Origin of the sequence: Wolbachia endosymbiont (group A) of Cydia strobilella (genome assembly GCF_964026745.1) — a bacterium.
In the GTDB taxonomy this organism is placed as follows: domain Bacteria; phylum Pseudomonadota; class Alphaproteobacteria; order Rickettsiales; family Anaplasmataceae; genus Wolbachia; species Wolbachia pipientis.
Map to the genome: position 1 here is coordinate 947,035 of NZ_OZ034694.1, position 25,391 is coordinate 972,425.

Sequence of the window (25,391 nt, forward strand, 5' to 3'; positions counted from 1 at the left end):
TTTAAATTATTATGCTATTACTAGAGTGTAATGATGTTGAAGGTAAGCTATGATAGGTATTTCTCAAATACAATTTCCTTCAAAGGATTCTAGTAAGCTAAAATTTGTTAGCTACTTTGGAGCTTTTGTCTCGTTAAGCATTATCACTAATCCTGTTAATGTTCTTTTTTCTCTTGGTACTATGTTCTTCAGGTCTGAAATTAAAACTCTTTATATCTACAAAGAAATAAAAACGGCAAAACAGCAAAAAATGAGCAAAAGGGAATATTGGGAAATATTTTTTAAAAACAATACAATCAAGGTAGCAGCCTTCCTCTTGTTTTCTGCTTTCATAACATATCTAACTTTCACTACCACTTTCTTGCTTATTTCGTTACTGGGAACTATACCACTTACAATGCTATTAATTTTATTGCAGAGTGAACTAAGGCCAAAAGATTTTAACCCATTTACGCTGCTTAAAGCTTCTATAAATTTCTTTTTGGAAGGTATAAAAGAGAATTTACGTGGTATGGTTAATAGTTTTGATGTTAAGCTTGAACATTTACTGCCCCATCAATTAAATGATGATATCATTAAAAATATTGATAAATTAAAAGGTAAGTATAGTGAACAAGTACCTGAAGACGTAATCAAAAATGATGAATATATTCAATTCATTGGATATATAAACAATTCATATGAGTTTAGTGATGAGGATAAAGGAAGAGTAATTGCATTTTTAGATGACTTTTGCAAAGATGATCAAAAGCATAGCTCCGGCTTTACAGGTGGGCAGGTTCTGCTTTTAGTTTTAAGGGCTTGCAATGATGGAGACGGAGAAGCCGTTAAGAGTAAAAAGGATGCATTGATTTCTAATTTAATTGATAGCCAAACTTTCTCTAGAAAAGAGCGAATTCCTAACACTTGCTTCACCGGTATTATCTATAGAATGTTAAGCACGCTAGAGGGTATTCATCCTGATCCAGAAATTAGATTTACTCCCCCAAGGGAAATGTTGCTCTCAGAAGCACAAAATAAAGCACGTGAGTTTATGTTAGACAGGTTAAAAAACAAGAAAAACAATAAAGAAATTCTTAAGGCTTGGTATGACGTTCAAAATGGTTATGAAGACGATGAAAGTCAAAAAATAGTTGATGATTTTATTTCAGAAGTAAGTATTCCTTTAATGAGAAAATTATTGAGTATTACTTCTCAATATAGTGAACAAATTGTGCTGACGTTAATGAAAAATATTAGCTCTATAAAGTTAAATAAATTACAATGTTGTGAGCTGGTTCAGCACATGAGAAATAAACTGCAGGAGCATGATTTAGATGACCAAGAAAGTTTACTCGAAAACATCGGAAAAAAAGTATTCTTAGAGCTATTAAATCGAGATCTACTCGAGACAGATTTTTCTCTCAAGGATTCATCTTTGGATGGAGCTAAGAGAATAGCTAATAAGATAATAGAAGAAGAAGTAGCAGAATTTAAATTAAAGGCTGAGAAGACTATTGAAGGTCAGATAATTAGCATGTTAGATGGGTTAAGAATGCTCCCAAGAGAAAAAAGATGTTATAGGGTATATGTAGAACTCAGTAAAAATAACGAAAATTTTGCAAGAAAGGTTAAAAGTAACAAAAGCAGCAATGGATGAAATGTTAAAAAAAGGAGCTTCACATAAGCTAGAGTTAGAAATTGAAAGTGTATATGAAGGAAATAAAGATCACGTTACTCAACTTTATGAAAAAATAAGAGAAACAAAAAAGGAATTCATTGAAGATGGTCTTTTAACACCTCAAGAAGTAGAGAATATAACAAAAGCAAAAATCATAGACTTAAACAAAGAGGACAAAATCATACCGTCAAGCAATTTGTCTCGTAGTTTAAGTGTCAATAATTTGGCAGTACATTATCTATAAAATTTATACTCTTTACCTTGCAGAAGATTCACAATATTTCTGTGGTGTTTTAGGAAGACCAGTGCTCCTATAATTAGTAATGTTAAGAACAAATTCCTCTGAAAAAAAAAGGACCATGCTACAGCCGTTGAAGTAGCACTGAGTGAAGCAAGGGAAGAGTATCTAAAGGCAAGAAAGACTATTATCCAAATTATTACGAATACTAAAGTAATATCGATGTTAAATGCTATCAGTATCCCTAGAGTGGTTGCAACGCCCTTTCCTCCACTGAATTTTAGCCAAATAGGAAACATGTGTCCTAAAACTGCTAAAATTGCAGATACATATATATAAAAATCGTTATTATCACAAAATTGTTGTGCTATATAAACGGCAATAAATCCCTTAAAGGAATCCAGAAATAATGCCAAAGCAGCAAGAAATTTATTTCCCGTCCTTGCAACGTTTGTAGCACCAATGTTTCCTGAACCTACTTCTCTTAAGTTTATCCCTTTTATTCTTGTAATGATTAAGCTAAACGGTATTGAACCGAGTATGTAGGACAGTATAAGGACTACATACTTTTCCATTATACCAAGAACCTAATTAATTTTATTATTCCTCAGCCTTTTTAGGTAGCACTGAACTTCATCGTTAATCTGATTACTAAACAGTATAAGCGCTGTCATGTTGATGAGAGCTAAACAAGAGAATAAAGTTCCACCGATATTGGCAATAGCCATTATATCTTTAGAAAGACCAGAGAAAAACGCCACAATTATTACCGCTATGCGGTATATCACTATACTTTTTGCACCGAATAAATATAGCCACCCCATTTCACAACAATATACAAACGAAATTACTGAAGAAAATGCAAACAAAGGAGCAGCTACTGTTAGAAGGATAGGAAACCATGGAGAAACTGTCTCAAATGCTTTGTGAGTAATTAATATTCCCTCACCAACACCTGTTTGGTATGCACCTGTTATTACTATTGTTATTCCTGTTAAACAGCAAATTAACATTGTGTCAAAGCATGGTTCTATCATAGCGACTAGTCCAGTTCTTACTGGTTCTTCATCTTTAGTTGTTGCATGAGTAATTGAAGCAGAACCAACACCTGCTTCGCTGGCAAAGATTGCCCTTTGAATTCCAGCAACAAATGCTCCTACCATCCCTCCGCCAACAGCATTGAAATCTATCATAGTGGAAAATAATATTTTCAACGTATAACCAAGGTTATGAATATTAAATGCAATAATAATAATACAACTAAAGATATATATAAGTGACATAATAGGCACTAGTGCAGAAGATACTCTAGCTATCCTTTTAATTCCGCCAATAATCACTAGAGCAAGCAGCGCAGAAATTATGGAAGAAAGAAACCAAGAGTGACCATCTACCCAACTTGAATAGCCAGATAATATTGAAACCATTTGGTTGGTTTGAAACGCTACACTTCCACCAAGACCTGATAATACAAAGAATACTGCATACATGGCAGCCAGCACAATACCAAGTTTTTTAAATCCAAATTCCTCCAGACCATTCCTTATATACTGAAAGGGACCACTAAACAATTGGTCCTGATCTTCTGTTCTATGTCTAAACGCCAACGTTACCTCAGCAAATTTTGCTGACATACCAAAAAAACCTGTAATCATCATCCAAGGCACCGCTCCTGGTCCACCCATTGAAACTGCAATTGCGACTCCAGCAACAGTTCCAAGGCCTACTGTGCTTGAAAGTGCAGTCATAAATGCCTGAAAATGCGTAATATGACCATCATGGTGATTCGTGTCATATTTTCCACATAAAATAGCAAACGCATGCTTAAACATTCTTATGTTGAGAAATCCAAAACGTAATGTTAGAAACACATAACCAAAAACTAGTAGAAGGATTATAAATGGCACGTAAAGGATCTTGAAAAACAGTACTTCATTCATGAAGTTATTTATTCCATTCAACACAGCGTCATAACTTTCGTAAAAACCTGAAGCAGCGTACACATCATTAAACAATAGGCAAAATAACACCATACAAAGCAATCTATAAATCATGTTAATACCCTTTAGAATTGTAATAAGAATCTATTGTATTCAAAACTTCCCTTCTTAGTAGATATATTGCAACAGCATTTGGAATCATAAGGCACATAAACAAACTGTCACCTAAATAAGATATAAATTCTATACTCTTTGACATACAGCTGATATACACTGAAACCACTATAAGAATTTGGAACGGTATCAGTATTTTTTTACTACCAAATAAATACAGCAAAGCAACTTCACAGTAGTAACAATAAGCTATTATTGTGGAAAATGCAAAGGAAAACATCATTAGCGGAAAAACTAACTTGCTGAACAAGGGCAAAGCTGTTGAAAATATCGAACTAATTAGTGTAATATCACCCACGTTATCAGTGCTATGCATACCAGTGATAATTATCACAATACCAGTCAAAAATGAGATTAATATTGTGTCTATAAGTGGTGCAATCATTGCAACGCACCCAACTTTAATTGGATCTTCTTCTTTTACAGCTGAATGTGCTATAGCTGCTGTTCCGGTACCTGCTTCGTTAGCAAACACTGATCTTCTCACTCCGGCTATTAATCCGCTCAATACTCCGCTTCCTATAGCTGATTTATTGAAGATATCTTGGAATATTATGGATAGAGCATTCAGCAAATTACTTCCGTTTACATAAATTAAATATATACACATACCCACATATAGCACTATCATAATTGGTGCTAAGCTCGTTGAAACGAAAGCAATGCGCTTTATTCCTCCCAATATTACAATAAAGACAAGCAGGGATATAATAATGGATGCGTTGTATTCTAGGAGGTTATTTGATAGTGCTGCTATTTGATTTGCTTGAAATGGTATACCGCCCAAAATCATTGCAATAAGTAGCATAATCGCATAAGTGAAGGCAAGAAATCTACCAGTTTTTGCAAATCCAATTTTTGCAAGCCCGTACTTCATGTAATAAAAAGCCCCGCCAGTTGTATTTTCAGAGCGATAAGTAAATGCAAGCACCACCTCGGCAAACTTTATCGACATACCAAGTATTCCGGTAATTACCATCCAAAAAACTGCACTTGGGCCCCCTATTGTGATAGCTATTGCAACTCCTGATATTGTTCCAAGACCAACTGTTCCTGAAATTACTGTTGCAAACGCTTGAATATGAGTGATTATGCCATTGTTGCTGTTATTACACTTTAGATTGAATAGCGTCTGTATTCCATATTTAAGTAACCTAAAGTTAATGAATTTGAACTGGGCAGTACAAAAGATTCCAGTTGCAATTACCCAAATAATTATAAATGGAATGTTGAATATCTTTATATACAGAAATGAATTTAATAGTTCACTTATCTTCAAAATCATGCAGTTTTCTATTTTTTGTTAGCTAACGAGTTTTATATGTAAAATATATGTAAAACCCGATGCTTATTGGAATAGTAAGTGTATACACTATACCTAAAATTGGTAGAGTCATCCAGGGCTTACTGATGAAAAATACAATAAGTACTCCAAAAAATGACACAAATATATAGGATAGGCTTTTGGGAATATAAATATATTTTGCAGAGAAAGTTGGAATGTGACTTATCGAAAAAAATGAAATGGCCAGAAAGTAACAAGCTACGTTTCTTGTGTTAAAAAATCGCTCTATGAGAAGTAAGTATTCACTCTCATGAGATTGAAAGGTAATAATTATTGGTAACAAAGAAAGTAAAGCACACACTGGAGCTGGAACACCAGAAAAGAAAAATTTTTCCCAGTATGGTTGTTCTGAGTGTAGCGAAACATTAAATCTTGCAAGTCTTATTGATATGCAGATTACGTATATCATTACTAAAATCCAACCTATGACTTTGATTTCGTTTAGCTTCCAAAAATACAAAAGAAATGCAGGCGCTGCACCAAAATTTAGAAAATCTGCAAAAGAATCAAGCTGGGCTCCAAAATCGCTAGTTGATTTTAGAATTCTAGCTATTCTGCCATCCATTCCATCTATTATTGCTGCAATGATGATAAAAATTACTGAGAATTCCCATTGTTCATTAAATGTAAATTTAAGTGAAGTGAGACCAGAACATAAACCCAATAAAGTTATAAAGTTTGGGAATAATTTAGTAATAGGTAAGAATCTACTGTTACTTCCATCGTTATTCATATAACGTCAAAAGTAAGCTTCTCTTGAACGTTTTCCTTATTTAAGTTTGCTATAATTGTTTCACCACCAATAACAGTTTGCCCTTCTGAAACTCTGACTTCTGTATCAGCAGGAACATAGATATTCACTCTACTGCCAAACCTTATAATTCCAAACCTTTCACCTGCTTTTACGTTCTGGGATATTCCTAAATTACAAACGATACGACGTGCAATTAATCCAGCTATTTGCTCCACAATAATTTCTTTCCCCTTTTCGTATTCAATTACAATAACCTGCTTTTCATTTTCATTACTAGACCTATTGCTCATTGCGGATACAAACTTGCCTTTTTTATAACTCATTTCCTTTATCGTACCAGATATTGGTATACGGTTCACATGGACGTTCAAAACACTTAAAAATATGCTAACAAGCGTAAACTTCTTCTCCTCTCCGTTTTCTGCTGATAAAGGATAATTAACTTCTTCAATTTTTGAAATCACACCATCAGCAGGACTTAATATAAGATTCTTATTGTTTGGCACAGCTCTTGCTGGATCACGAAAGAAATAAGTACACAATAATGTCGGAAACAAGCACGTAACGCCAAACCCCCAAGATATAGAGAATGCTATACACGTTACTATAAAGGAAACTACTATAAATGAATAACCTTCCCTGTTTATATTAGGTAAACCAAAACACATAATCTTATTAACAATAACCTATTGTTAACAATTTATCATTTATAATTTCTCATGAAAAGCTTTTTTTAACTGCTTCAGCAAAGTCTTTTTGATACAAGGTAACATTACAGATTGTTATATTAGCACATAGAATTACCGTCATACTGTAACAACCCGTCCAACACAAAATCTAATGCCTAAGTTTAGATCAGAAAACTGATTCTTCTAAAAGTTGCTCACTATCCTCGTCTATTATGATAGAATTATCATGATTTCTGAGTAAATCTCTGATTTTCGTTTCTATTTCATTTGCGACTTCTTTGTTTGTTTTTAGGTAAGTTTTTACATTCTCTCTTCCTTGCCCAAGACGTGTGTTGTTATATGAATAGTAAGCGCCTGCTTTTTCAAGCACACCAAGCTTTGCTCCCATATCTATTATTTCTCCGAGTTTTGATATACCTTCATTGTACATTATATCAAATTTCGCTTCTCTAAATGGAGGAGCAACTTTATTTTTTACAACTTTAACTCTTGTTTCATTACCTGTAATATTTTCTTTGTCTTTTATTACACCAACTTTTCTTATATCAAGCCTTACAGAAGTATAGAATTTTAATGCATTTCCACCCGTGGTAGTTTCAGGATTTCCATACACTACTCCTATTTTCATACGAATTTGATTAATAAATATCAATATACAGTTCGCTTTTGAAACGGCAGAGGTTAGTTTCCGTAGCCCATGACTTAGAAGCCTTGCTTGCAGCCCCATATGTTGATCACCCATATCACCTTCAATTTCAGCTCTTGGAGTTAATGCTGCGACAGAGTCAATAACTATCACATCAACCGCACCAGAACACACTAAATACTCAACAATATGCAACGCCTGCTCTCCAGTGTCTGGTTGTGAAATCACTAAATCATCAGTGCTTACCCCAAGTTTACGAGCATATAAGACATCCAATGCATGTTCTGCATCGATAAATGCGCATGATCCTCCTTTTTTTTGTGCTTCAGCAATCACGTGCAAGGCAAGAGTGGTTTTACCAGAACTCTCGGGGCCAAATATTTCAATTATACGCCCTTTTGGCAGACCTCCAACACCTAGAGCCGAATCAAGCGCAATTGATCCTGTGGATATTGTGTCTATTTTTTCTACAGGGTTTTGCTTCAACTTCATTATTGCACCTTTACCGAATGCTTTTTCAATCTGGCTTATTGCGTTATCTAGCGCTTTTTGTTTATCACTATTTCTTTCTTCTGGGTTACTTGCCATAGATCATTTATTAATTTATATAATTCTCTATGATAATCAAACGCGAATAACCTGCCAAGGTTTTTCTAGTATTTATGTATTATTTCAATGAAAAATATTAACGTTTTCATAAAGCAGATATTTGTTTGCCTTCGTTAGTAACACACTATACTTTAGTGTACGAACGTTGCAATTTGCAGCATAGCAGGTGGTGTCATCCAAGTAGCCAACACTGAAATGACTAAATTCGAAATGGCTACATGAATTTATTGTAAATTACTACCGTATAAGGTGCGATGCAACAAAGCCATTCCAGTGTCAGCTACTTGAATGACACCTCTTAGATGGGTCAGCTACTCAGATCTGCCATGAAAACTGCAACCCTAAATGTTGGAGCACTGTCGTACACTAAGCGCTGTAATGACAATTTTAGTCGCTTCATACACTTATCATGCTAGTCATAACAGAAATAATTTTTACCAAAGATATTTATGAAATAATTGACATAGTTTGGAAATATGTATATTATAGAACATTAATAGTTAGTTAATTTGTAGGTGTAATGTGGCTAGAAATGTTTTGAATGAAAATGAGTACCACGCTTTAAAGCAGTTGTTTTTAACATTTAATATTCAAAAGGAGGATGTGGTAAATTCTGACATTAAGAATATTAAGAAAAAGCTTAGTCAACAATACCGTAAATTATCGTTAAAATATCACTCAGATAAAAACCCAAACAATAAAGAAGCGGAGGAGAAATTTAAGGTTATTGCATTAAATAAGCCATTTTTTGAAGAATTTATAATAGAGCCATTGGAGAAAGGTCTCAATAAAAGAAATAATTTAATAAAAGAATTACGCGGTAAGTTGTGGAGTCGCAGTTATGAAGAATTGCAAAAATACTTAGATGATAAGTGCAGAAATAAACTCTATAATAAGCAGCAGTCAATTAACAATAATGTAACTGCTTATGTAAAATATTCTTCTTATTCAAATCTCTTAGGAGTTCTTTTAGTATCCTTCACATCAATTGCATTTTTAATAATTAATGGTATTTCTTCTAATGTACCAATAGCAGTAGGTTTTCTTGCTCCCTTGTTAGCAGGATCTATTTTAAATCTAGCTGTTAAGAGCATTTATACTAGAAATGGGAAAGAGTTTAATCATCAGACTAATATTTTATTATTGTTTAACTTTGACCAAGAATGCGAAAATTTTTCAAAGAGTGATAGGACTAAATTAAAGTGGCTAAAAAATTCAGTTATTTTGAGCAACACAATCTGTACATCTTTAATGTTTTTCGGTATGGGATTAGATTTAGTTGCCAACGGCTTTGGTATAACTAACTCTATGATGTTATCCGGCTTATTACTTTCATTACCATTCACGCTTTTAATTGTTACTTCACCTATTTTAAATGCTGCAAGTAATTATATTCTCAAAAAGACAGCTATAAATTCAATTGAGGAGCAATTTAAAGGTGATGATCAGTTTATAGAAGTCGATAACGAAAAGCCAAGCAGTACTATGAGCAATCAAAGTTATTTCCCCATCGGTCAGTTAATATCATCAAAGTTAGCTATTCTCCATAGCGAAGTCTCTAGCTAGGAACAATGAGCCACAGATTAGTATGGTTTTGACGTTTTGGGTAGAGGCTTTTAATATGTGATTTGATATTGCATCGCCAATTGATTCACATTCAACTGCTTTTATTCCTATGTTATTGGCTTTTTCCCTAATCAAATTTGTATTTGTTGCTTTAGGTTCAGACTTAACACAAACCGCACATAGTAGCTTGATATATGGCTTTAAGTGCTCTAAGAACTCTTCCACATTTCTGTTACTAGTAACACCAAAAACCATATAAATACCTTCAGCAAAATTATCTTTTACCCACTGAGATAGTACTCTAGCACCATCATTATTGTGTGCACCATCTAAAAATAATTGCCAATCTTTCGGTAGTAGGAAAATTAAATTACCTTCTTTTATAGACTCTAGCCGTGCAGGCCAATAAGTGCACTGTAAACCTGAAGTGATATCCTCTTCTCCAATATCAAATTCATACTTTCCACTTAAAATACTACATGCTGCAATAGCATTGCCTGCATTAATCACCTGATGATCACCCTTTAAAGATGGCAAAGGAAATTCTATTGATTGAATAGCTGATTGAAAAACCATTTTGTTGTTCTTTTTTTTGCAATTCCATTCAAGACCTCCTCTATACAAGGGAGATTTCTTATTTATTGCGTGGTGTTCTAGCGTGTTCACTATAGATTTTTCTTGCGGTGCTATTACGCAAGGAACATTAGGTTTCATTATTCCAGCCTTTTCACCTGCTATAATTTCTACAGTAGGGCCAAGATATTCCGTATGATCAAGTGCAATGGAAGTAATTATTGTTAAAATCGGATTATCTATAACATTTGTTGCATCAAGCCTTCCACCCATACCCACTTCAACTAAAGTTATATCGGCTTTATGACGAGAAAAAGCTAAAAAAGCTGCAATAGTTGCAGCTTCAAACAGAGTGATAGGTTGTTCTGCAATTACTGCACGACATTCTTCTAATAAGCTATATAATTCATTATCGTCGATATAGCTGCCGGCTATCACTATCCTCTCATTAAAACTCACTAAATGTGGAGAAGTGTATGCGTGTACCTTATACCCTGCTGCTTGCATTATATATCTTATAAATGCTAGTGTTGAGCCTTTCCCATTAGTTCCAGCTATATGAATTACGGGAGGCACTTTTTTCTCGGGGTTATCTAGTTTGCTAAGAAAGCCTTTTATGCGATCAAGAGAAAAATCATTCGGCCTGCTACCAAGTGGCTTAGGCCAATGAGGCATATATATCATGGATTGTTATTGCATTTTAATTCAGCTATAACGCTTGCTATGCCATGCGTGTCGATTTTTTCACTAAATTGATAACGTTGATTAATAGCAATACTTATTCCACTCATTACAACATCACTTATCAAGAAAGAACTGTTATTTTTAGTAACTTTAAAATCAATATTTGTAAATTCTTCATCACCGTAAGAAAATCTTGTACCAATTAAGCAAGTTTCATCGTCAACTGCTTTTGTACTCATTATGATCATTTCACTATCATGCATGTATTTATATAAAATTTTAACGCACAAACGCGTAAGATACACTTCATACTCTCTTAAAAAATCTTCTTTTTCTTTTTGTTTAACTAAAGCCCAATGTTTTCCTATGACGAATTGCGATATTCCTTTGAGGTTAACATTGTTTTGAATGACCTCCTGAAGCTTTTTTTGCACACATTCCCGGTTTTTTTTATTCTCCTTTGTAGATATACCATCCACTTGTTGCTTCATAGTATGCACAAAAATTTTGTGATCTGTACAATTAGTGTAAGCACTTGAAGAAATTACAATAAAAACAATGATAGTTAAAACTTTAGTAATGTTCATAAGATATATTTATTAGCTATGATACTTAGAATGCAAAGTTTAATAAAGATTAAATAATAATCGCTAGCTTTAATATATCTATAGACACACCTTGTATAAATCATCTACAATTAATTAAGGGTCTGTTCTATGCGTTATGAGTTAAGTTAAATTTCCCGAGCGATAATTTCTAGTCAAGGGAATTGCCTCTGTTAATTTCGTTGAAATTGATACGCGATGCCCACCTTAACTTTAGTCTCAGGAATCTACTAAGGCTGACGGTAGATACGGATCCTATTTTGATTGGTTTAACATTTATGCTTCATCAATACAAAGAACAGGGTGTTTTCCTATGTTTGCCTAATGAAGTATTCCAAATTGTAATTGATGTTGAAAGGTATCCTGATTTTGTTCCTTGGTGCAAAGCCGTTTATATAAAAGAAAAAATTAACAACCAAATGGTTGTGGATCTCCTCGCAGCTTTTCATGGAATTAAAGGTAGATATACATCAGAAGTTACTTCTCTTTCTCCAAGTGGAACAAATGAAGGTTGGATAAAAGCTGTATCATCAAATGGAATATTTAAACATCTATACAATGAATGGCAATTCATTCCCATAGATGAAAATAAAACTATGGTAAAGTTTTATATAGAGTTTAAGTTTAAGTCCAACTCATTTTCCACTTTATTAAACTCAGTATATAAGTATACACAAAGTAAAATAATTGCTGCATTTAAAGATAGGGCTGAAAGCCTTGCTAAACAAAAGTTATCTTGACATTATTAATATAAATGTATAATTTTTTTTAGTAAGTTAAGTGTTTATATTGTAATGATTTTTAGACTATTGTTTTTATTAATTTTCATAAGTGTTAATTCTTATGCAGTTGTTAAGCAAGATTTATCCGATAACCAATACATTCAAAAAAAACCCAATGAAATAACATCAAATGAGCTATTATCACCATTACCTAATGATAAATTATTAGGAGATCCAAAAGCACCAATTCTAATGATAGAATATGCTTCATTAACTTGTTATCACTGCTCTCTTTTTCATAGGAATGTTTTTCCTAAAATTAAAGAGAAATATATAGACACAGGTAAGATGTTATATATATTTCGTCATTTTCCTTTGGATTACAGAGGGCTAAAGGCTGCAATGCTAAGTCATTGCTACGAAAAACAAGAAGACTACTTTAATTTTAACAAAGCTGTTTTTAACTCAATAGATTCGTGGAATTACTACAATTTAAGTGATTTGACTTTACTACAAAGAATTGCTGCACTAAGCAACTTAAAGCAAGATGCATTTAACCAATGCATTAATGATAAGAAAATAATGGATAAAATCGTAAATGATAAATCACTGGCAATTAATAAACTTGGTATCACAGCCACTCCAATATTTTTCATCAAGCTTAACGATGATAAATCATATATAGAGCATAATAAAGTTAAACATGGAGGGTATAAAGAGCTGAAATATTTCACTAATGTGATAGATAAATTATATGGAAAAGCTATAGTGAAGTAATACCACTGTAGCTTACCATATAAAAGACTCTATGCTGAGCCATTGTTTTTCACTACTGTTTGTTGTTTTTTACGCTCAAACTCTCTTTTTTTACTGTGCCAAGTGTAGTAATACATAGCGATTTTATTCTCTATTAATACTATTGTCCCATCATAAAACTGAACCATATCCATAACTTTTCTCTGAGCTTCATCAAAACGTTCTTTATACTTTTCACGATAAGCTGGATTATGTAGTAACATAACCCCTTCATTCTTGTTAGATTTTTTGTTTAACGTTTCAACTTCACCAGCAATAGTATAAGACATATAACCCCCTCTAATTGATTATAAAAATTATATTTTAAAAAGAGAAATGCGCATAAACAATCCCTTTAATTCTAGCATAATAATCGACTGTTTATTATACTAGTTAACTATAGTACGATATATAATAATTTTTGTCACTTAAAATTTTATACTATGAAATAATAACTTAAAATAAATGTTTTTATTATTTTAAACTATATTATTATATTTATAAATTGTGTATGAATTAAGTCTCCCTAATTTATAATATATGCGTAATAATTTTAGTATAAAATTGTCATACATAAGAAATCTATTTGCAAAAGAATATAAAAAAATAGAAGAATATTGTATTCTTGAAAAAAAGCAACATATTCAAATTGGCCCTGAAGAAGGAAAGCTATTAAGTTTATTTATAAAAATCCAAAAAATCAAAAGTATTGTTGAGATTGGCACGTTATACGGTTACTCGTCGATTTGCATGGCAAAAGCTCTACTAAAAGACGGTCATATATATACAATAGAAAATAATCCTCAACACTCAAGAATAGCAAAAAAAAATTTTAGTGCTTTTAATCTAAGTGATAAAATTACTCTAATAGAAGGCGATGCACTGGAAAAAATTAATGAATTATCAGCAAAAGCACCATTTGACATGATATTTATTGATGCTGACAAAAGTAGTTATCCTAAGTATTTAGATTGGGCAGAGTCATACATTAAACAAGATGGGCTAATCGTTGCAGATAACACTCTACTGTTTAACACAGTATTTTTAGAATCGCCTCCAAAAGAAGTATCAGAAAAATCATGGCATGCCATGAGGGAGTTTAATAATAGATTATCAGATGAAAAAAAATATTTCTCTATATTGATTCCAACTGATGAAGGAATGACTGTAGCTTTAAAGCTAACATAAGTTAAAAATCAAGGTCAGCATAATGTTTAGGAGGGATTAAACCAGAAATCCTCTCTAATAATATCTCACGAAAACAAGGCTTTGATTTAACAATGGAGTACCATTCTTTTAAAATTTTACTTTTTTCCCATGGAAAACTACTTACATAATCCATTACGGAAATATGCGATGCTAAAGTAATATCAGCTAAAGTGAACTTATCAGTTGCAAGCCAAACGTTCTTGTTAATTAAGTGTTCGGTGTATTCCATATGGCAAGGCAGGTTATGCTGAGCTGCATGAAGAAATCTAGAGTCAGGGCTGCGGTTAGTAATTACTTTTTCATTCATAATATACTTAGTAACTTCATTGTAAAATTTGTTATCGAACCAATTGATTAGAGCGCGTATTTTAGACTTAATAATAGTGGATGAACCAAGTAATTTGACGTCGCTATTGTAAGTCTCTTCTATATATTCACAAATGGCATTACTATCCGCTATTACAAAGTTATTATCTATTAACACTGGTACTTGCCCGGTTGGATTGATCTCCATAAATTCATTCCGCTTTTCCCACGGATTTTCATACACTAGATCACAGCCTAATTTTTTTTCTTTTAGAAAAGCTCTAACTTTTCGTGAAAATGGACAAAGAGGAAAATGATATAAAATCATAATGTTCCTCTTTTGTTATACCAATATCCTTTTTTTGTTACTCTATGGCTTGACCTACAACTGTACGAACTTTCTTTGTAGTCCACAGAAGTTTGCGTAGCAGGTAGTGTCATGCAAGTAGCTGACACTGGAATCCAGTTCTTGTTATACAATTGCCTAGTGCGCTCATTTACAGTTAAGTTTTCTGGATCCAAGTAGTCAAGCACTGGGATGACATCCTTTTCGGTAAAAATTGCTCTTATATCACAACATTCATACAGCTGTATGCCTAGGCACTGGGATGACATAAATAAGCGCTGAAATGACATAAATAAACATTGGAGTGACAATCTTGTAGTGACTTGCATGACAACTAACTTTTTGTTTACTTCAAAATAGCACTGTAAAAAATTTAACATATCAAATTATAGAGCTAATATAGGATATACCTTGCTAAATAAAAAAAAAAGTATAATATTTTATAAGGTATGCAGGCAAAAACTCTGTAATTTGGTCAGATCAGAAATGAAGCAGCCATATCAGAACCTTTTTGGGTTGCATACCTATTTCATTATTTGTTTTATCCGAGGCTATGAATATAGCATTAAAACATCGTCCTAGTAGCTTCAAAGATCTAGTAGGTCAAGATATATTAGTGCGTGTATTAGAAAATGCTTTTATTTTAAACAAAATCCCACAATCTATACTGCTCTCTGGTAGTAGTGGAGTTGGTAAAACCACCACTGCAAGGATAATAGCTTTATGTTTGAATTGTTCCCTGGGGCCAATTTTTGAACCTTGCGGATCATGTGAAAATTGTCTAGCAATAAAAAATTCAAGCCATCCAGATGTAATTGAAATCGATGCAGCAAGTCACACTAGCATTGACGATATTAAAGTAATCCTGGGAGATATTTGCTATTCACCTATAAGCTCTAAATTCAAAGTCTACATTATAGATGAAGTACACATGCTATCTAGCAGTGCATTTAACGCATTACTTAAAACCCTAGAAGAGCCACCATCTAGTGTAAAGTTCATTTTAGCAACTACGGAAATAAAAAAGATACCAATAACTATTATTGCACGTTGTCAAAGATTTGATTTACACAACATTCCTGTAGCTAAAATAGTGGAACGTTTAAATGATGTTGCACAAAAAGAGAGTTATTCCATTGAAAAGGGAGCATTAGAATTAATTGCACGACACTCTGGAAATTCAATGCGTAACGCCTTGTTTTTGATGAATCAAGCAGTGCTATATAGCAAAGATGGTGCAATATCCACTAAAAATGTGACAGACATACTTGGCCTAGTGGATAAAGATATTATATTCGATCTATTAGGGGCAATATTAGAAGGTGATTTACAGAAAGCTCTATCAGTGTTTGACAAGGCGATAAAAACAGCAAACCCACTTAGTATTTTTGAAGGTCTATTGCAAACAATTCAGTTAATATGCCGTTTTTTAATTACGAAAGAGATTGATAGTGCAGTTACAGAGCATGAAAAGAATAGGATAAAAGATTTAAGTATAAAGAGATCTTTAATATTTTTTTCGAGATTGTGGAAGGTGTTGCTTAAAGGTATTCAAGATATAAAAACTTCAACATGCAACGATGTTGCTGCTGAAATGATGCTAATTAGTCTTTGCTATCTCTCTGATCTACCTTCTCCAGAACAGGTGATCAAAAAAATTCTTTCACAGAATGTAGAGCAAGGAAATAGACAGGGCAGACCTGTTGCACCTTCCCCCTCTGTCATCCAAGTAGCTGACTACTCGGATCCAAAAAAATATGTGGAAAGTAAACAACAACCCCACTCTGTCATCCCAGTGCGTGACACTGGGATCCATGTGGAAAATAAACAACAAAATTACGATTTTGATAAGATTTTGCAACTATTAAGGCGGAGTAACCAAATTTATCTTTACAAACAACAGTGTAATAATCTACAATTAATAGATTGTAAACCTGGATATTTAAAATTAAAAGCTGTATCTAAGTTGGATAGTAATTTTTGCAATGATTTAAAAAATTACTTAAGCCAGGTGACTCAGCAAGAGTGGGTTATTGCAGTTGATACAGGTTATATAAACAGGGAAGTGAGTAATTTAAATTATGCACCTGCAGTTAAGGATATCCTTGACACGTTTAAAGGTGCAAAAGTAGTTAATATAGAAAATAAGGAGTAAGTTGTGGATTTTAGTCAAATAATGAAACAAGCGCAAGAGATGCAAGAAAAGCTTGCAGAAGCTCAAGAAAAATATGTTGGAAAAGAGTTTCAAGGTATTTCTGGTGGTGGCAAAGTTTCTGTATTAGTGGAAGTCATAAAAATAGGTAGCTATAAAGCTAAAAAGGTGAACATAGACTTAGAACTTATGAGAAATGAGGAAAAAGATATAGTAGAGGATTTAGTAACAGCAGCGTTTAATGATGCCGTTAAAAAAGCAGAAGAAGATATGGCGAATGCAACTTCTGATCTTGCAGGTATGATGGGTTTATCATCTGGGTTTAAACTTCCTTTTTGAATTTACTACTGAAGTTTCTTTTAGTGTAAGTATTTTTTTTCTAATATTCCCAACGCTAGTACTTCTTCATATAATGTACCTATACTAGCATAGCCCTACGTCATACCGTGATTCATTCCACAACTGTACAAACATTGCAATATGGCACATAGTAAACGATGTCATTCCAGTCTGGAATCCAGCCTTGCCGTAATCTCATCAAGAACATTGTGTTTTAACATAAAACGGCTACTTTTATGCTTACCAACTTAATAAAATTCCTGGATCCCAGACTGGGATGACAAGAAGATGGTACTTGGATAAGAGGCATTGCCCTCCTGGTAGGCCCAAATTGCAATGTTCGTGTAGTTATGGATTCATTCGCGGTATCTCATCCGCTAACAAGCAGCGGAATGACGAGGTCTTTCGATAGTAAATCTTACCTATGTTAGCTATACCAAAAAATCAAGAGTAAAAAAGTCGTATTTATTCATTAATAAAATCTTTGTCTTCTCCTAAAAATTAGTTAAAATGTAAGATATTTTGTGTTATTAAGTTAGCACTTGACTTAACTTTAGTTGTTACTTAGACTGCTAAAGTGGAATTTTAATTTTTTTACGAGGACAATTATGCATTATAAAAAGTTTTTTTCAGCAGCCGCTTTAGCAACGTTGCTAAGTTTATCAAACTCTGCTTTTTCAGATCCTGTTGGTCCAATAAGTGATGAAGAAACTAGCTACTACGTTCGTTTGCAATACAATGGTGAATTTTTACCTCTTTTCACAAAAGTTGATGGTATTACAAATGCAACAGGCAAAGAAAAGGATAGTCCCTTAAAAGCATCTTTTATAGCTGGTGGTGGTGCGTTTGGCTATAAAATGGACGACATTAGAGTTGATGTTGAAGGGCTTTACTCATGGTTGAATAAAGATGCAGATGTAGTAGGTGATACAGTTGCAGATAATTTAACAGCAATTTCAGGACTAGTTAACGTTTATTACGATGTAGCAATTGAAGATATGCCTATCACTCCATACATTGGTGTTGGCGTTGGTGCAGCGTATATTAGCACTCCTTTGAAAACCCCTATAAATGATCAAAAAAGTAAATTTGGTTTTGCTGGTCAAGTAAAAGCTGGTGTTAGCTATGATGTAACTCCAGAAATCAAGCTTTATGCTGGAGCTCGTTATTTCGGTTCTTATGGTGCTAATTTTGATGGAAAAAAAACAGATCCTAGAGATTCAACCAAACAGGTTACTGATGCAGGCGCATACAAAGTTCTTTACAGCACTGTTGGTGCAGAAGCTGGAGTAGCGTTTAATTTCTAGTCTATCTCAGTCTTGTTATCCCAGTGGGTTTTTTCTTGTCATCCAAGTAGCATGACACTGGGATCTAGAAAAAGAAATGTGGATTCCAGTGTCAAGGCACTGGAATAACACTATTTGCTATGTGTTTAAGCTATAACGTTCACCATTGTATTGATAGAATATCATCTAAAGTTACATAATGTTATCCAATTAGCTAACACTGCGGCCTACTGTCTCCAAGAAATTAGATGGAAAATTTGTACTTTTTTCAAATCAAAGCTTGAATTTTTGCTGGAAAATCAATATATTATATGCATGAAGTTTTAATTTAAGTTGTTATGTTGACCTCAATGGCAAACTTATGTGTCGATAGCAGAACCAATCTCATGCAATATATTGCTAGGGTGCAAAAATTTCCTATGCTGTCTCAAGAGGAAGAGGTACGATTAGCAAAAAATTGGAACCAATATAAGGATGTTTCTTCTGCTCATAAATTGATTACCAGCCATTTGAATTTGGTAGTGAAAATTGCAATGAAATTCAAAAATTATGGGCTATTGTTGATGGACCTGGTTATGGAAGGAAATATGGGTTTAATGCACGCAGTGAAAAAGTTTAATCCTGATTTAGGGTTTCGTTTTTCAACTTATGCAGTGTGGTGGATTGAAGCTTCAATAAAAGACTTTATATTGAAATCTTGGTCGTTTGTGAAAATAGCCACAACGCAAGCACAAAGAAGATTGTTTTTTAGTTTACGTAAAATAAAAAAAAGAATTTTACAGTATACAAACAGGGAAACTTTAAATAATGAAGAAATAAAAGCAATATCTAATGAGCTTTCTGTATCCGAAGGAGACGTTCTGCAGATGAATTACCGTATGGCTTGTAAGGATCAGTCGCTAAACGATTGCATAAAAATAGGTGATGACTCTAAAAGGGAGTTGCAAGATATGATCCCATGTAACTTGGTCAGTCAAGAAGTAACCTATCAGAATCATGAAGAAAAAGAATTAAAAGAAACAATTTTAAACAATGCACTAGCGAGTCTCAACGAAAGGGCAAGAGACATTTTTATCAGTAGATATTTGTCTGAAAACATTCAAACTCTGGATGAACTTAGTAAAAAATATTGTGTTTCAAGAGAAAGAATAAGGCAGTTGGCTGAGCAGGCGATGGCTAAGGTAAAACAATATATACAATCTGAAAGTTTGAAATTTGGTTTGCATGCGTAGTTTTTTTATATTTCTAATATTTTTTTCGATAGGCGCTTTTGCATCGGTTAGTGATGTACAATTGAAGGAAAAATATAAAGATTGGCTCGTGTATACTGCATTGGAAGATGGAGAGAAAGTATGTTATATTGTATCCTATCCTAAAAAAAAAAGCGAATATTATACAACCAATCGCAAGCCGTATGTAATGGTTAGTTATGTTGATAAAAAAGCAGATGAGGTAAGCGTTACCTCTGGTTTTCAGTATGATAAGGAGCCTGTAGCTCTCAATATCGACAAAAAAATTAAATATACATTGCCTATAATACAGGGAAGTCTTGCGTGGGCCGAGCATACAAAAATAGATCAAGATCTCATTCTAAAAATGAAGCAGGGATTATCAATGGTAGTGAATGGGAAAACAAAAACAGTGACCATTGATGATACTTATTCCCTACTTGGTTTTCAAAAAGCGTATCAAAAAATGCATGATTTATGCCATACAAAGTAAACTTATTGTAACAGAATACCCAGCTATAGTATAAACTAGACTACTCTTTCAATAGAAATATAAATAGCACTTTACTTTATATGGGATGTGGATATCATTTAAAATATATTTTTGAGAGTTAGCAATGTCAGAGGTTGCGGGTGTAGATACAGAAATCAAAAAGCAAAATTCTGTGTGCGAGCAGATGCGTTTTAGCGTGAGCCGCACAAGTCTTTTAAATACATTATCCAGAGTAAGTGGAGTGGTTGAAAGGCGTAATGCAATAGATGTTTTGGCGTGTATAAATATCAAAGCACAACACGGCAGTATAAAATTAATGGCAACTGATCTTGACATTTCAATGTTTGCCTCACTTGCTGCAACCGTATTAACAGAAGGAGAAGTAAAAATTTCAGCGCATACTTTACATGACATAGTGAAGAAGTTACCCGCTGATTTGGATGTCAATTTTGAAGTAAACAACCAAGGAAAATTATTGATGTCTTGCGGAAATGCAAACTTTTCTTTACCGAATGTAGTTTCAAGCAGCTTTCCTGCTCTTGAAGAAGACAATTATAAACATGATTTTACTCTACTAAATACAGACCTGATAGACTTATTAACTAAAACAAAATTTGCTGTATCACTAGATGATACAAGGTATAATTTAAATGGAATATATCTACATACAGATGAGCAATTTCTGTACTGCGTTGCAACTGATGGCCATCGTTTATCATGTATAAAGAGGCCAAAGCCTGGGAACATCAATGGCGAATTTGGTGTGATCATTCCACGTAAAACTGTTATGGAGCTGTTAAAAATATTGGACGATTGTAATGAAATTAAAGTAAAACTCTCAGACAGAAAAATCAAGTTTACATGCGGTGAATATATTCTAATATCAAAATTAATAGATGGAACTTTTCCAAATTATAAAGCAGTTATTCCAGCATCTCAAGATAAGCATATGATTATTGAAAGTAAAAAACTTTCAGACGTTATAGATCGAGTTTCCGTTGTTGTATCTGATAAAGTAAAATCTATTAAATTCTCACTACAAGAAAAGCTGCTAACTCTGCATTCAAACTCCCAAGAGTGCAGTGATGCAACTGAATCCATAGAAGTGGACTACAATGAAGCCCCTATAGAAATAGGGTTCAACTCGCGTTATTTACTTGATGTTCTATCCTGCATAAAAAATAAATGTAAGTTTAGCTTAGCCGATGGTAATAGTGCTACAATTATCACTGATGAAGACGATTCAAGTGCATTATATGTAGTAATGCCAATGAGAACTTAAACTCGTCATCTCGCTGCTTGTTAGCGGAATCTGGAGATACCGTGGCGGTATGGCACTTATTTCACTAGCTTTTATTAAATTAGTAATCTATCTTTACCAAATATAAGCCAAAAGGTGGTGCAGTAACTCCAGCGGCACTTCTTTTGCATTGGTTTAATATATTTAGCATTTCTTGCGGATTGGTTCTATTTTTTCCAAATTCAACTAAAGTACCCACAATAATCCTCACTTGGTTATGTAAAAAGGAAATAGCAGATATTTTGATGTGTATATGATTCCCATTTTGTATTATATCGATATCATCAATTGTTCTTATCGGATTTGCGGCTTGACAATCTTTTGAACGGAAACTTGAAAGGTCATGTTTTCCAAGTAGATGTTTAGCAGCTTCACGCATAATATTTACATCAAGTGGGCTAAACACTTGCCATACATAACCCGTCTCCAGAGCGGCAGGAGCATAGCGATTAACTATTCTATATTCGTAATATTTTTTTTTTGCTGAAAACCGTGCGTGAAACGCATCATCTACAACTTCTGCATTAAGCACGACTATAGGAATTGATTTTAAATGATAGTTTATTGCATTCCTTATTCTATAAAGCTCAAATTCCTTTTCCATATCAAAATGAGCAACTTGTCCTAAAGCATGAACTCCTGCATCAGTCCTGCCACCACAGTACAAAGTAACTTTCTCACCACTAAAATTAAATATAGCATTTTCTATCTTCTCCTGGATTGAGTTAGCAGAGTGTTGCTGTTTTTGCCAACCAGAGAAATTACTACCATTATATTCTACCGTTATTTTGTATCGCACTGCATTACATCAAGCTCTATCTAAAATAGTCATTTTCTATCTTAACATAATTTATGGTCAAGCCTACAGTGCTGCCACTCCCATAAAGTAGTTCGTCCAATCTTAAATCTTGCTGCCACTGCTTCTCTGCTTTCTCCTTCGTCTAGCGCCTCCATTGCTTTTTTTCTTAAATCATAACTATATGCTGCTGGCATTCAACCTCCTTATCATTATCTATCCTTATCACATCCGGACTTCTATGAAAAGAGCTATAAATCGTGAAAAAGAACTGCTCATTAAGTGCTGTTTGCTTAATAAATTTACTGACATTGGTATGGCTAAATTCGAAATGGCTACATGAATTTATCGTAAATTATTACCGTATAAGGTACGATGCGACAAAGCCATCCCAGTGTCAGCTACTCGGATGACACCGTCATAAAGGAACCAGTGTTAGCTACTTGGATGACAACCATTGTGCTTGAGGCAAAATTGACTATCACTTCTTTTTATAGAGCTTGCTCCAAACTTTGTTGTTAGTTAATACAAAAAACACTGTTAAAATTATAAAATACGCCACTACTTTTAATCCAAGTTTATGCCGGCGCTCTAATTCTGGCTCTGCTGCCCATTGTAAAAAATTTATCACATCATACGCCATATTTTCAACTGTGGCTTGCCTTGCACCATCATATTCCACCATTCCTTCAGAAAGTGGTGGCGCCATAGCTAATCTGCCTGTTGGAAAATACGAATTAAAATATAAATCATTTTCATCGTGTTCGCCGTTTTGATAGCCTGTTAACAATGAATAGACATAATTTGCACCATCATGCCTTGCTTTAATAATTAATGATAAGTCTGGTGGGACTGCACCATTGTTGCTTGCTGCAGCTGCTTCTTTTGTATCAAAAGGCGCAATAAAATAATCCGAAGGTACTCCAGGTCTGTCAAACATTTCACCCAAATCATTCGGACCATCTTTAACTTGATAAGAAGCTGCTATTTGTTTTACATCTTCTTCAGAAAAACCGACATCTTGCAAATTACGAAATGCTACCCTATTCATTGAATGACAAGCAGCACAGACTTCTTTATACACTTTATAGCCACGCTGAATTGACTCTCTATCGAAAGATCCGACAATTCCATCAAATTTCCAGTCTATTTTCTTATTTGGTGATGATTTAAATTCTTCTGCAGATATAAGACTAGATAGAAATAACATGCAGAAGATTGCAAATACATTAGATCCCATGCATAACCACTGTTTTAGTAAATTTCGAATTGATGTCATGCAAGTAGCTGACACTGGAATCCAGCTTATTTCATCACTGACATTATGGTTATCATGCACTCCTAGAATCTGTTGTCCATTGCATGATTTGTAAGTATTTTTATACCTGGATCCCAGTGTCAAGCACTGGGATGACAACGGAAGATAGTGGAATGACACTGTGTGTTGTATACAACGTTCATACAATTGTGTACATGATGCTGGAATCCATTTATTTTTTTTCTGGATCCCAGTGTCAAGCACTGGGATGACAAAAGAGGGCTCTGGGATGACAGAAGAGAGCTCTGGGATGACAGAGAATTTTGTAAGAGATCTGCTTTGAATTGACATCACCTCATCTCCGGCACAGAATCACTTAAGGTTTTTGGTGGTTCTTTTGGCTTTTCATACTTACTAAGCAGTGGTAAAACTATCACAAAGTATGCAAAGTAATAAAGAGTAGATAGCCTACTCATAGTGATGTAAGGCTCTTTTACCTCTTGTCCTCCAAGCCAGGCAAGAAGTACAAAATTTATTGCAAAAACCCAAAAAAATTTCTTAAACACCGGGCGATAAGCACCACTTTTAACTTTTGATTTATCAAGCCAAGGTAACAAAAACCACACTAAAATAGACGCAAACATGGTAAGCACACCAGTAAGTTTATCTGGAATTGAACGTAGCATTGCATAAAAAGGTAAAAAATACCACTCTGGCACTATATGTACCGGAGTGACCATAGAATCAGCTTCTATATAATTGTCTGGATGCCCAAGATAATTGGGAGCATAGAAAACAAATGCGAACAAAACTACAAAAAACAGACCAAAAGTTATGCAATCCTTGACTATATAATAAGGATAGAGAGGGATGGTATCCTTATCTGATTTTACCTCCACTCCACTTGGGTTACCAGAGCCAAACCTATGCAGAGCTATCACATGAAGCATAGCTAAAGCAATAATAACAAAAGGCAGAAGATAATGCAGAGCGAAAAAACGGTTAAGTGTTGGGTTATCCACTGAAAAACCACCCCATAACCATATAACTATTTTATTGCCAATTAAAGGTATAGCAGAAAATAAGTTGGTTATAACTGTTGCACCCCAGAAACTCATTTGTCCCCAAGGCAATACATATCCCATAAAGGCAGTTGCCATCATTGCAAAAAATATAAATATTCCAATAAACCACACCATCTCTCTCGGTCTTTTATAAGATCCGTAATATAATCCACGCATTATATGAACATAGACTACCATAAAGAAGAGCGATGCTCCAACAGCGTGAGTGTAGCGTATTAACCACCCGTAATTCACATCTCGCATTATGCGCTCTACACTATTAAACGCATAATCAACATGCGGAGTGTAGTGCATAGCAAGAAATATACCTGTTATTATTTGTAAAATCAGCGCTATACCAGCCAAAGAGCCAAAGTTCCAAGCATAATTTAAGTTTTTTGGCACTTGGTAAGAAGCAGTGTGTCTTAGAAAAGAAAATATAGGCAATCTATATTCTATCCATCCTAATATGCCTTTTTCTTCTTTTATTGTTTCTTTTTTGTTATCTTCCTGCATAACTTAAACCTTTCTGAACACATGTCCATTGCTACTTTTATCTTATTTTTTTATTGTAGCAACTTATCCTTTACGCACAAATAAAAACTTTAAAGCA

Annotated in this window: 25 protein-coding genes, 2 other RNA genes and 2 pseudogenes; 14 read left to right on the plus strand and 15 right to left on the minus strand. The window is 33.9% G+C overall.

The window, feature by feature from the left end; genetic code table 11:
* The first annotated feature begins 49 nt into the window (after positions 1–49).
* Entirely contained in the window at positions 50–1,639 is a 1,590-nt protein-coding gene (locus AAGD76_RS04700; protein ID WP_264374273.1) for a hypothetical protein, read from the plus strand.
* Entirely contained in the window at positions 1,632–1,904 is a 273-nt protein-coding gene (locus AAGD76_RS04705) for a hypothetical protein (RefSeq protein WP_274999465.1), read from the plus strand. The genes AAGD76_RS04700 and AAGD76_RS04705 overlap by 8 nt, the downstream gene beginning before the upstream one ends.
* Here AAGD76_RS04705 and plsY read toward each other — a convergent pair.
* The 6 genes from plsY to recA all read right to left on the minus strand — a co-directional run bounded on the left by plsY (position 1,895) and on the right by recA (position 8,034).
* Positions 1,895–2,473 carry a glycerol-3-phosphate 1-O-acyltransferase PlsY gene (gene plsY / locus AAGD76_RS04710; protein WP_010963004.1) on the minus strand — a complete coding sequence of 193 codons (579 nt, stop codon included), beginning with the start codon at positions 2,471–2,473 and terminating at the stop codon, positions 1,895–1,897. The two genes, AAGD76_RS04705 and plsY, sit on opposite strands and share 10 nt — an antisense overlap.
* A gap of 12 nt (positions 2,474–2,485) precedes the next feature.
* Positions 2,486–3,952: an alanine/glycine:cation symporter family protein gene (locus AAGD76_RS04715; protein WP_155969383.1), complete on the minus strand. Its 1,467-nt coding sequence runs from the start codon at positions 3,950–3,952 to the stop codon at positions 2,486–2,488.
* Position 3,953: 1 nt separating this feature from the next.
* Positions 3,954–5,297: an amino acid carrier protein gene (locus AAGD76_RS04720; RefSeq protein ID WP_341820456.1), complete on the minus strand. Its 1,344-nt coding sequence runs from the start codon at positions 5,295–5,297 to the stop codon at positions 3,954–3,956.
* A gap of 22 nt (positions 5,298–5,319) precedes the next feature.
* Positions 5,320–6,090, minus strand: a complete 771-nt coding sequence (locus tag AAGD76_RS04725) for a CDP-alcohol phosphatidyltransferase family protein (protein WP_015589351.1) — start codon at positions 6,088–6,090, stop codon at positions 5,320–5,322.
* Positions 6,087–6,779 (minus strand): phosphatidylserine decarboxylase, encoded by a 693-nt coding sequence (locus tag AAGD76_RS04730; RefSeq protein WP_007548750.1) that lies wholly within the window; start codon positions 6,777–6,779, stop codon positions 6,087–6,089. The genes AAGD76_RS04725 and AAGD76_RS04730 overlap by 4 nt, the downstream gene beginning before the upstream one ends.
* 187 nt (positions 6,780–6,966) lie before the next feature.
* Positions 6,967–8,034, minus strand: a complete 1,068-nt coding sequence (gene recA, locus AAGD76_RS04735; protein ID WP_010963008.1) for a recombinase RecA — start codon at positions 8,032–8,034, stop codon at positions 6,967–6,969.
* A gap of 624 nt (positions 8,035–8,658) precedes the next feature.
* On the opposite strand from recA, the gene AAGD76_RS04740 reads away from it, so the two are divergent.
* Entirely contained in the window at positions 8,659–9,621 is a 963-nt protein-coding gene (locus AAGD76_RS04740) for a J domain-containing protein (RefSeq protein WP_410529804.1), read from the plus strand.
* Here the strand turns inward: AAGD76_RS04740 and AAGD76_RS04745 are convergent.
* Together AAGD76_RS04745 and AAGD76_RS04750 are read right to left on the minus strand one after the other, a co-directional pair.
* The gene (locus AAGD76_RS04745; RefSeq protein ID WP_022626401.1) at positions 9,589–10,878 is read right to left on the minus strand and encodes a bifunctional folylpolyglutamate synthase/dihydrofolate synthase; all 1,290 of its coding nucleotides are present in this window, start codon (positions 10,876–10,878) and stop codon (positions 9,589–9,591) included. The genes AAGD76_RS04740 and AAGD76_RS04745 overlap by 33 nt on opposite strands.
* Complete coding sequence (locus AAGD76_RS04750; RefSeq protein ID WP_010963011.1) at positions 10,875–11,465, minus strand: phospholipid-binding protein MlaC; 591 nt, start codon at positions 11,463–11,465, stop codon at positions 10,875–10,877. Before AAGD76_RS04750 ends, AAGD76_RS04745 begins: the two co-directional genes overlap by 4 nt.
* Before the next feature lie 116 nt (positions 11,466–11,581).
* On the opposite strand from AAGD76_RS04750, the gene ssrS reads away from it, so the two are divergent.
* From ssrS to AAGD76_RS04765, 3 genes are all read left to right on the plus strand, one after another.
* Positions 11,582–11,742: non-coding RNA, 6S RNA (gene ssrS, locus AAGD76_RS04755), on the plus strand.
* 19 nt (positions 11,743–11,761) lie between these two features.
* Positions 11,762–12,223 (plus strand): type II toxin-antitoxin system RatA family toxin, encoded by a 462-nt coding sequence (locus AAGD76_RS04760; RefSeq protein WP_010963012.1) that lies wholly within the window; start codon positions 11,762–11,764, stop codon positions 12,221–12,223.
* A 54-nt stretch (positions 12,224–12,277) separates the two neighbouring features.
* Positions 12,278–12,982 (plus strand): DsbA family protein, encoded by a 705-nt coding sequence (locus tag AAGD76_RS04765; protein ID WP_038199341.1) that lies wholly within the window; start codon positions 12,278–12,280, stop codon positions 12,980–12,982.
* 29 nt (positions 12,983–13,011) lie between these two features.
* On the opposite strand, the gene AAGD76_RS04770 is transcribed toward AAGD76_RS04765, so the two are convergent.
* Positions 13,012–13,290, minus strand: a complete 279-nt coding sequence (locus AAGD76_RS04770) for a DUF2671 domain-containing protein (RefSeq protein WP_341820458.1) — start codon at positions 13,288–13,290, stop codon at positions 13,012–13,014.
* Positions 13,291–13,540: 250 nt separating this feature from the next.
* On the opposite strand from AAGD76_RS04770, the gene AAGD76_RS04775 reads away from it, so the two are divergent.
* Complete coding sequence (locus tag AAGD76_RS04775; protein WP_010081993.1) at positions 13,541–14,188, plus strand: O-methyltransferase; 648 nt, start codon at positions 13,541–13,543, stop codon at positions 14,186–14,188.
* Position 14,189: 1 nt separating this feature from the next.
* Here AAGD76_RS04775 and AAGD76_RS04780 read toward each other — a convergent pair whose 3' ends face one another.
* Positions 14,190–14,843 (minus strand): glutathione S-transferase family protein, encoded by a 654-nt coding sequence (locus tag AAGD76_RS04780; RefSeq protein WP_010081992.1) that lies wholly within the window; start codon positions 14,841–14,843, stop codon positions 14,190–14,192.
* 107 nt (positions 14,844–14,950) lie between these two features.
* Positions 14,951–15,067 (minus strand): annotated as a pseudogene (locus AAGD76_RS06430) (WPE palindromic element domain-containing protein); the annotation flags it as partial.
* A 236-nt stretch (positions 15,068–15,303) separates the two neighbouring features.
* Here AAGD76_RS06430 and ffs point away from each other — a divergent pair.
* From ffs to dnaN, 7 genes are all read left to right on the plus strand, one after another.
* An RNA gene (gene ffs, locus AAGD76_RS04790) (signal recognition particle sRNA small type) lies at positions 15,304–15,393 on the plus strand.
* A 21-nt stretch (positions 15,394–15,414) separates the two neighbouring features.
* Positions 15,415–17,016, plus strand: a complete 1,602-nt coding sequence (gene dnaX / locus AAGD76_RS04795; protein ID WP_341820459.1) for a DNA polymerase III subunit gamma/tau — start codon at positions 15,415–15,417, stop codon at positions 17,014–17,016.
* Positions 17,017–17,037: 21 nt separating this feature from the next.
* A complete protein-coding gene (locus tag AAGD76_RS04800; protein ID WP_341820567.1) occupies positions 17,038–17,352 on the plus strand; it encodes a YbaB/EbfC family nucleoid-associated protein in 315 nt (104 codons plus the stop codon).
* 608 nt (positions 17,353–17,960) lie between these two features.
* The gene (locus tag AAGD76_RS04805) at positions 17,961–18,659 is read left to right on the plus strand and encodes an acyloxyacyl hydrolase (protein WP_341820460.1); all 699 of its coding nucleotides are present in this window, start codon (positions 17,961–17,963) and stop codon (positions 18,657–18,659) included.
* Positions 18,660–18,976: 317 nt separating this feature from the next.
* Positions 18,977–19,870 carry an RNA polymerase factor sigma-32 gene (locus tag AAGD76_RS04810; protein ID WP_341820461.1) on the plus strand — a complete coding sequence of 298 codons (894 nt, stop codon included), beginning with the start codon at positions 18,977–18,979 and terminating at the stop codon, positions 19,868–19,870.
* Positions 19,863–20,360 (plus strand): invasion associated locus B family protein, encoded by a 498-nt coding sequence (locus tag AAGD76_RS04815; protein WP_341820462.1) that lies wholly within the window; start codon positions 19,863–19,865, stop codon positions 20,358–20,360. Before AAGD76_RS04810 ends, AAGD76_RS04815 begins: the two co-directional genes overlap by 8 nt.
* Positions 20,361–20,484: 124 nt before the next feature.
* The gene (gene dnaN / locus AAGD76_RS04820) at positions 20,485–21,642 is read left to right on the plus strand and encodes a DNA polymerase III subunit beta (protein WP_038199350.1); all 1,158 of its coding nucleotides are present in this window, start codon (positions 20,485–20,487) and stop codon (positions 21,640–21,642) included.
* Positions 21,643–21,721: 79 nt separating this feature from the next.
* Here the strand turns inward: dnaN and truA are convergent, their stop codons facing one another.
* From truA to AAGD76_RS04840, 4 genes and pseudogenes are all read right to left on the minus strand, one after another.
* Positions 21,722–22,459, minus strand: coding sequence for a tRNA pseudouridine(38-40) synthase TruA (gene truA, locus AAGD76_RS04825; protein WP_341820463.1), 738 nt, complete (start codon positions 22,457–22,459; stop codon positions 21,722–21,724).
* A gap of 71 nt (positions 22,460–22,530) precedes the next feature.
* A pseudogene (locus AAGD76_RS04830) lies at positions 22,531–22,653 on the minus strand (IS630 transposase-related protein); the annotation flags it as partial.
* A 284-nt stretch (positions 22,654–22,937) separates the two neighbouring features.
* A complete protein-coding gene (locus tag AAGD76_RS04835) occupies positions 22,938–23,696 on the minus strand; it encodes a cytochrome c1 (RefSeq protein WP_010963022.1) in 759 nt (252 codons plus the stop codon).
* 368 nt (positions 23,697–24,064) lie between these two features.
* Entirely contained in the window at positions 24,065–25,294 is a 1,230-nt protein-coding gene (locus tag AAGD76_RS04840; protein ID WP_006280242.1) for a cytochrome b, read from the minus strand.
* Positions 25,295–25,391 lie beyond the last annotated feature (97 nt).

Bases quoted from the DNA above. Each gene is read 5' to 3' on its own strand.
- AAGD76_RS04700 (WP_264374273.1), top strand. From the start codon at position 50: ATGATAGGTATTTCTCAAATACAATTTCCTTCAAAGGATTCTAGTAAG.
- AAGD76_RS04705 (WP_274999465.1), top strand. From the start codon at position 1,632: ATGGATGAAATGTTAAAAAAAGGAGCTTCACATAAGCTAGAGTTAGAA.
- plsY (WP_010963004.1), bottom strand. From the start codon at position 2,473: ATGGAAAAGTATGTAGTCCTTATACTGTCCTACATACTCGGTTCAATA.
- AAGD76_RS04715 (WP_155969383.1), bottom strand. From the start codon at position 3,952: ATGATTTATAGATTGCTTTGTATGGTGTTATTTTGCCTATTGTTTAAT.
- AAGD76_RS04720 (WP_341820456.1), bottom strand. From the start codon at position 5,297: ATGATTTTGAAGATAAGTGAACTATTAAATTCATTTCTGTATATAAAG.
- AAGD76_RS04725 (WP_015589351.1), bottom strand. From the start codon at position 6,090: ATGAATAACGATGGAAGTAACAGTAGATTCTTACCTATTACTAAATTA.
- AAGD76_RS04730 (WP_007548750.1), bottom strand. From the start codon at position 6,779: ATGTGTTTTGGTTTACCTAATATAAACAGGGAAGGTTATTCATTTATA.
- recA (WP_010963008.1), bottom strand. From the start codon at position 8,034: ATGGCAAGTAACCCAGAAGAAAGAAATAGTGATAAACAAAAAGCGCTA.
- AAGD76_RS04745 (WP_022626401.1), bottom strand. From the start codon at position 10,878: ATGATATATATGCCTCATTGGCCTAAGCCACTTGGTAGCAGGCCGAAT.
- AAGD76_RS04750 (WP_010963011.1), bottom strand. From the start codon at position 11,465: ATGAACATTACTAAAGTTTTAACTATCATTGTTTTTATTGTAATTTCT.
- AAGD76_RS04760 (WP_010963012.1), top strand. From the start codon at position 11,762: ATGCTTCATCAATACAAAGAACAGGGTGTTTTCCTATGTTTGCCTAAT.
- AAGD76_RS04765 (WP_038199341.1), top strand. From the start codon at position 12,278: ATGATTTTTAGACTATTGTTTTTATTAATTTTCATAAGTGTTAATTCT.
- AAGD76_RS04770 (WP_341820458.1), bottom strand. From the start codon at position 13,290: ATGTCTTATACTATTGCTGGTGAAGTTGAAACGTTAAACAAAAAATCT.
- AAGD76_RS04775 (WP_010081993.1), top strand. From the start codon at position 13,541: ATGCGTAATAATTTTAGTATAAAATTGTCATACATAAGAAATCTATTT.
- AAGD76_RS04780 (WP_010081992.1), bottom strand. From the start codon at position 14,843: ATGATTTTATATCATTTTCCTCTTTGTCCATTTTCACGAAAAGTTAGA.
- dnaX (WP_341820459.1), top strand. From the start codon at position 15,415: ATGAATATAGCATTAAAACATCGTCCTAGTAGCTTCAAAGATCTAGTA.
- AAGD76_RS04800 (WP_341820567.1), top strand. From the start codon at position 17,038: ATGAAACAAGCGCAAGAGATGCAAGAAAAGCTTGCAGAAGCTCAAGAA.
- AAGD76_RS04805 (WP_341820460.1), top strand. From the start codon at position 17,961: ATGCATTATAAAAAGTTTTTTTCAGCAGCCGCTTTAGCAACGTTGCTA.
- AAGD76_RS04810 (WP_341820461.1), top strand. From the start codon at position 18,977: ATGTTGACCTCAATGGCAAACTTATGTGTCGATAGCAGAACCAATCTC.
- AAGD76_RS04815 (WP_341820462.1), top strand. From the start codon at position 19,863: ATGCGTAGTTTTTTTATATTTCTAATATTTTTTTCGATAGGCGCTTTT.
- dnaN (WP_038199350.1), top strand. From the start codon at position 20,485: ATGTCAGAGGTTGCGGGTGTAGATACAGAAATCAAAAAGCAAAATTCT.
- AAGD76_RS04835 (WP_010963022.1), bottom strand. From the start codon at position 23,696: ATGGGATCTAATGTATTTGCAATCTTCTGCATGTTATTTCTATCTAGT.
- AAGD76_RS04840 (WP_006280242.1), bottom strand. From the start codon at position 25,294: ATGCAGGAAGATAACAAAAAAGAAACAATAAAAGAAGAAAAAGGCATA.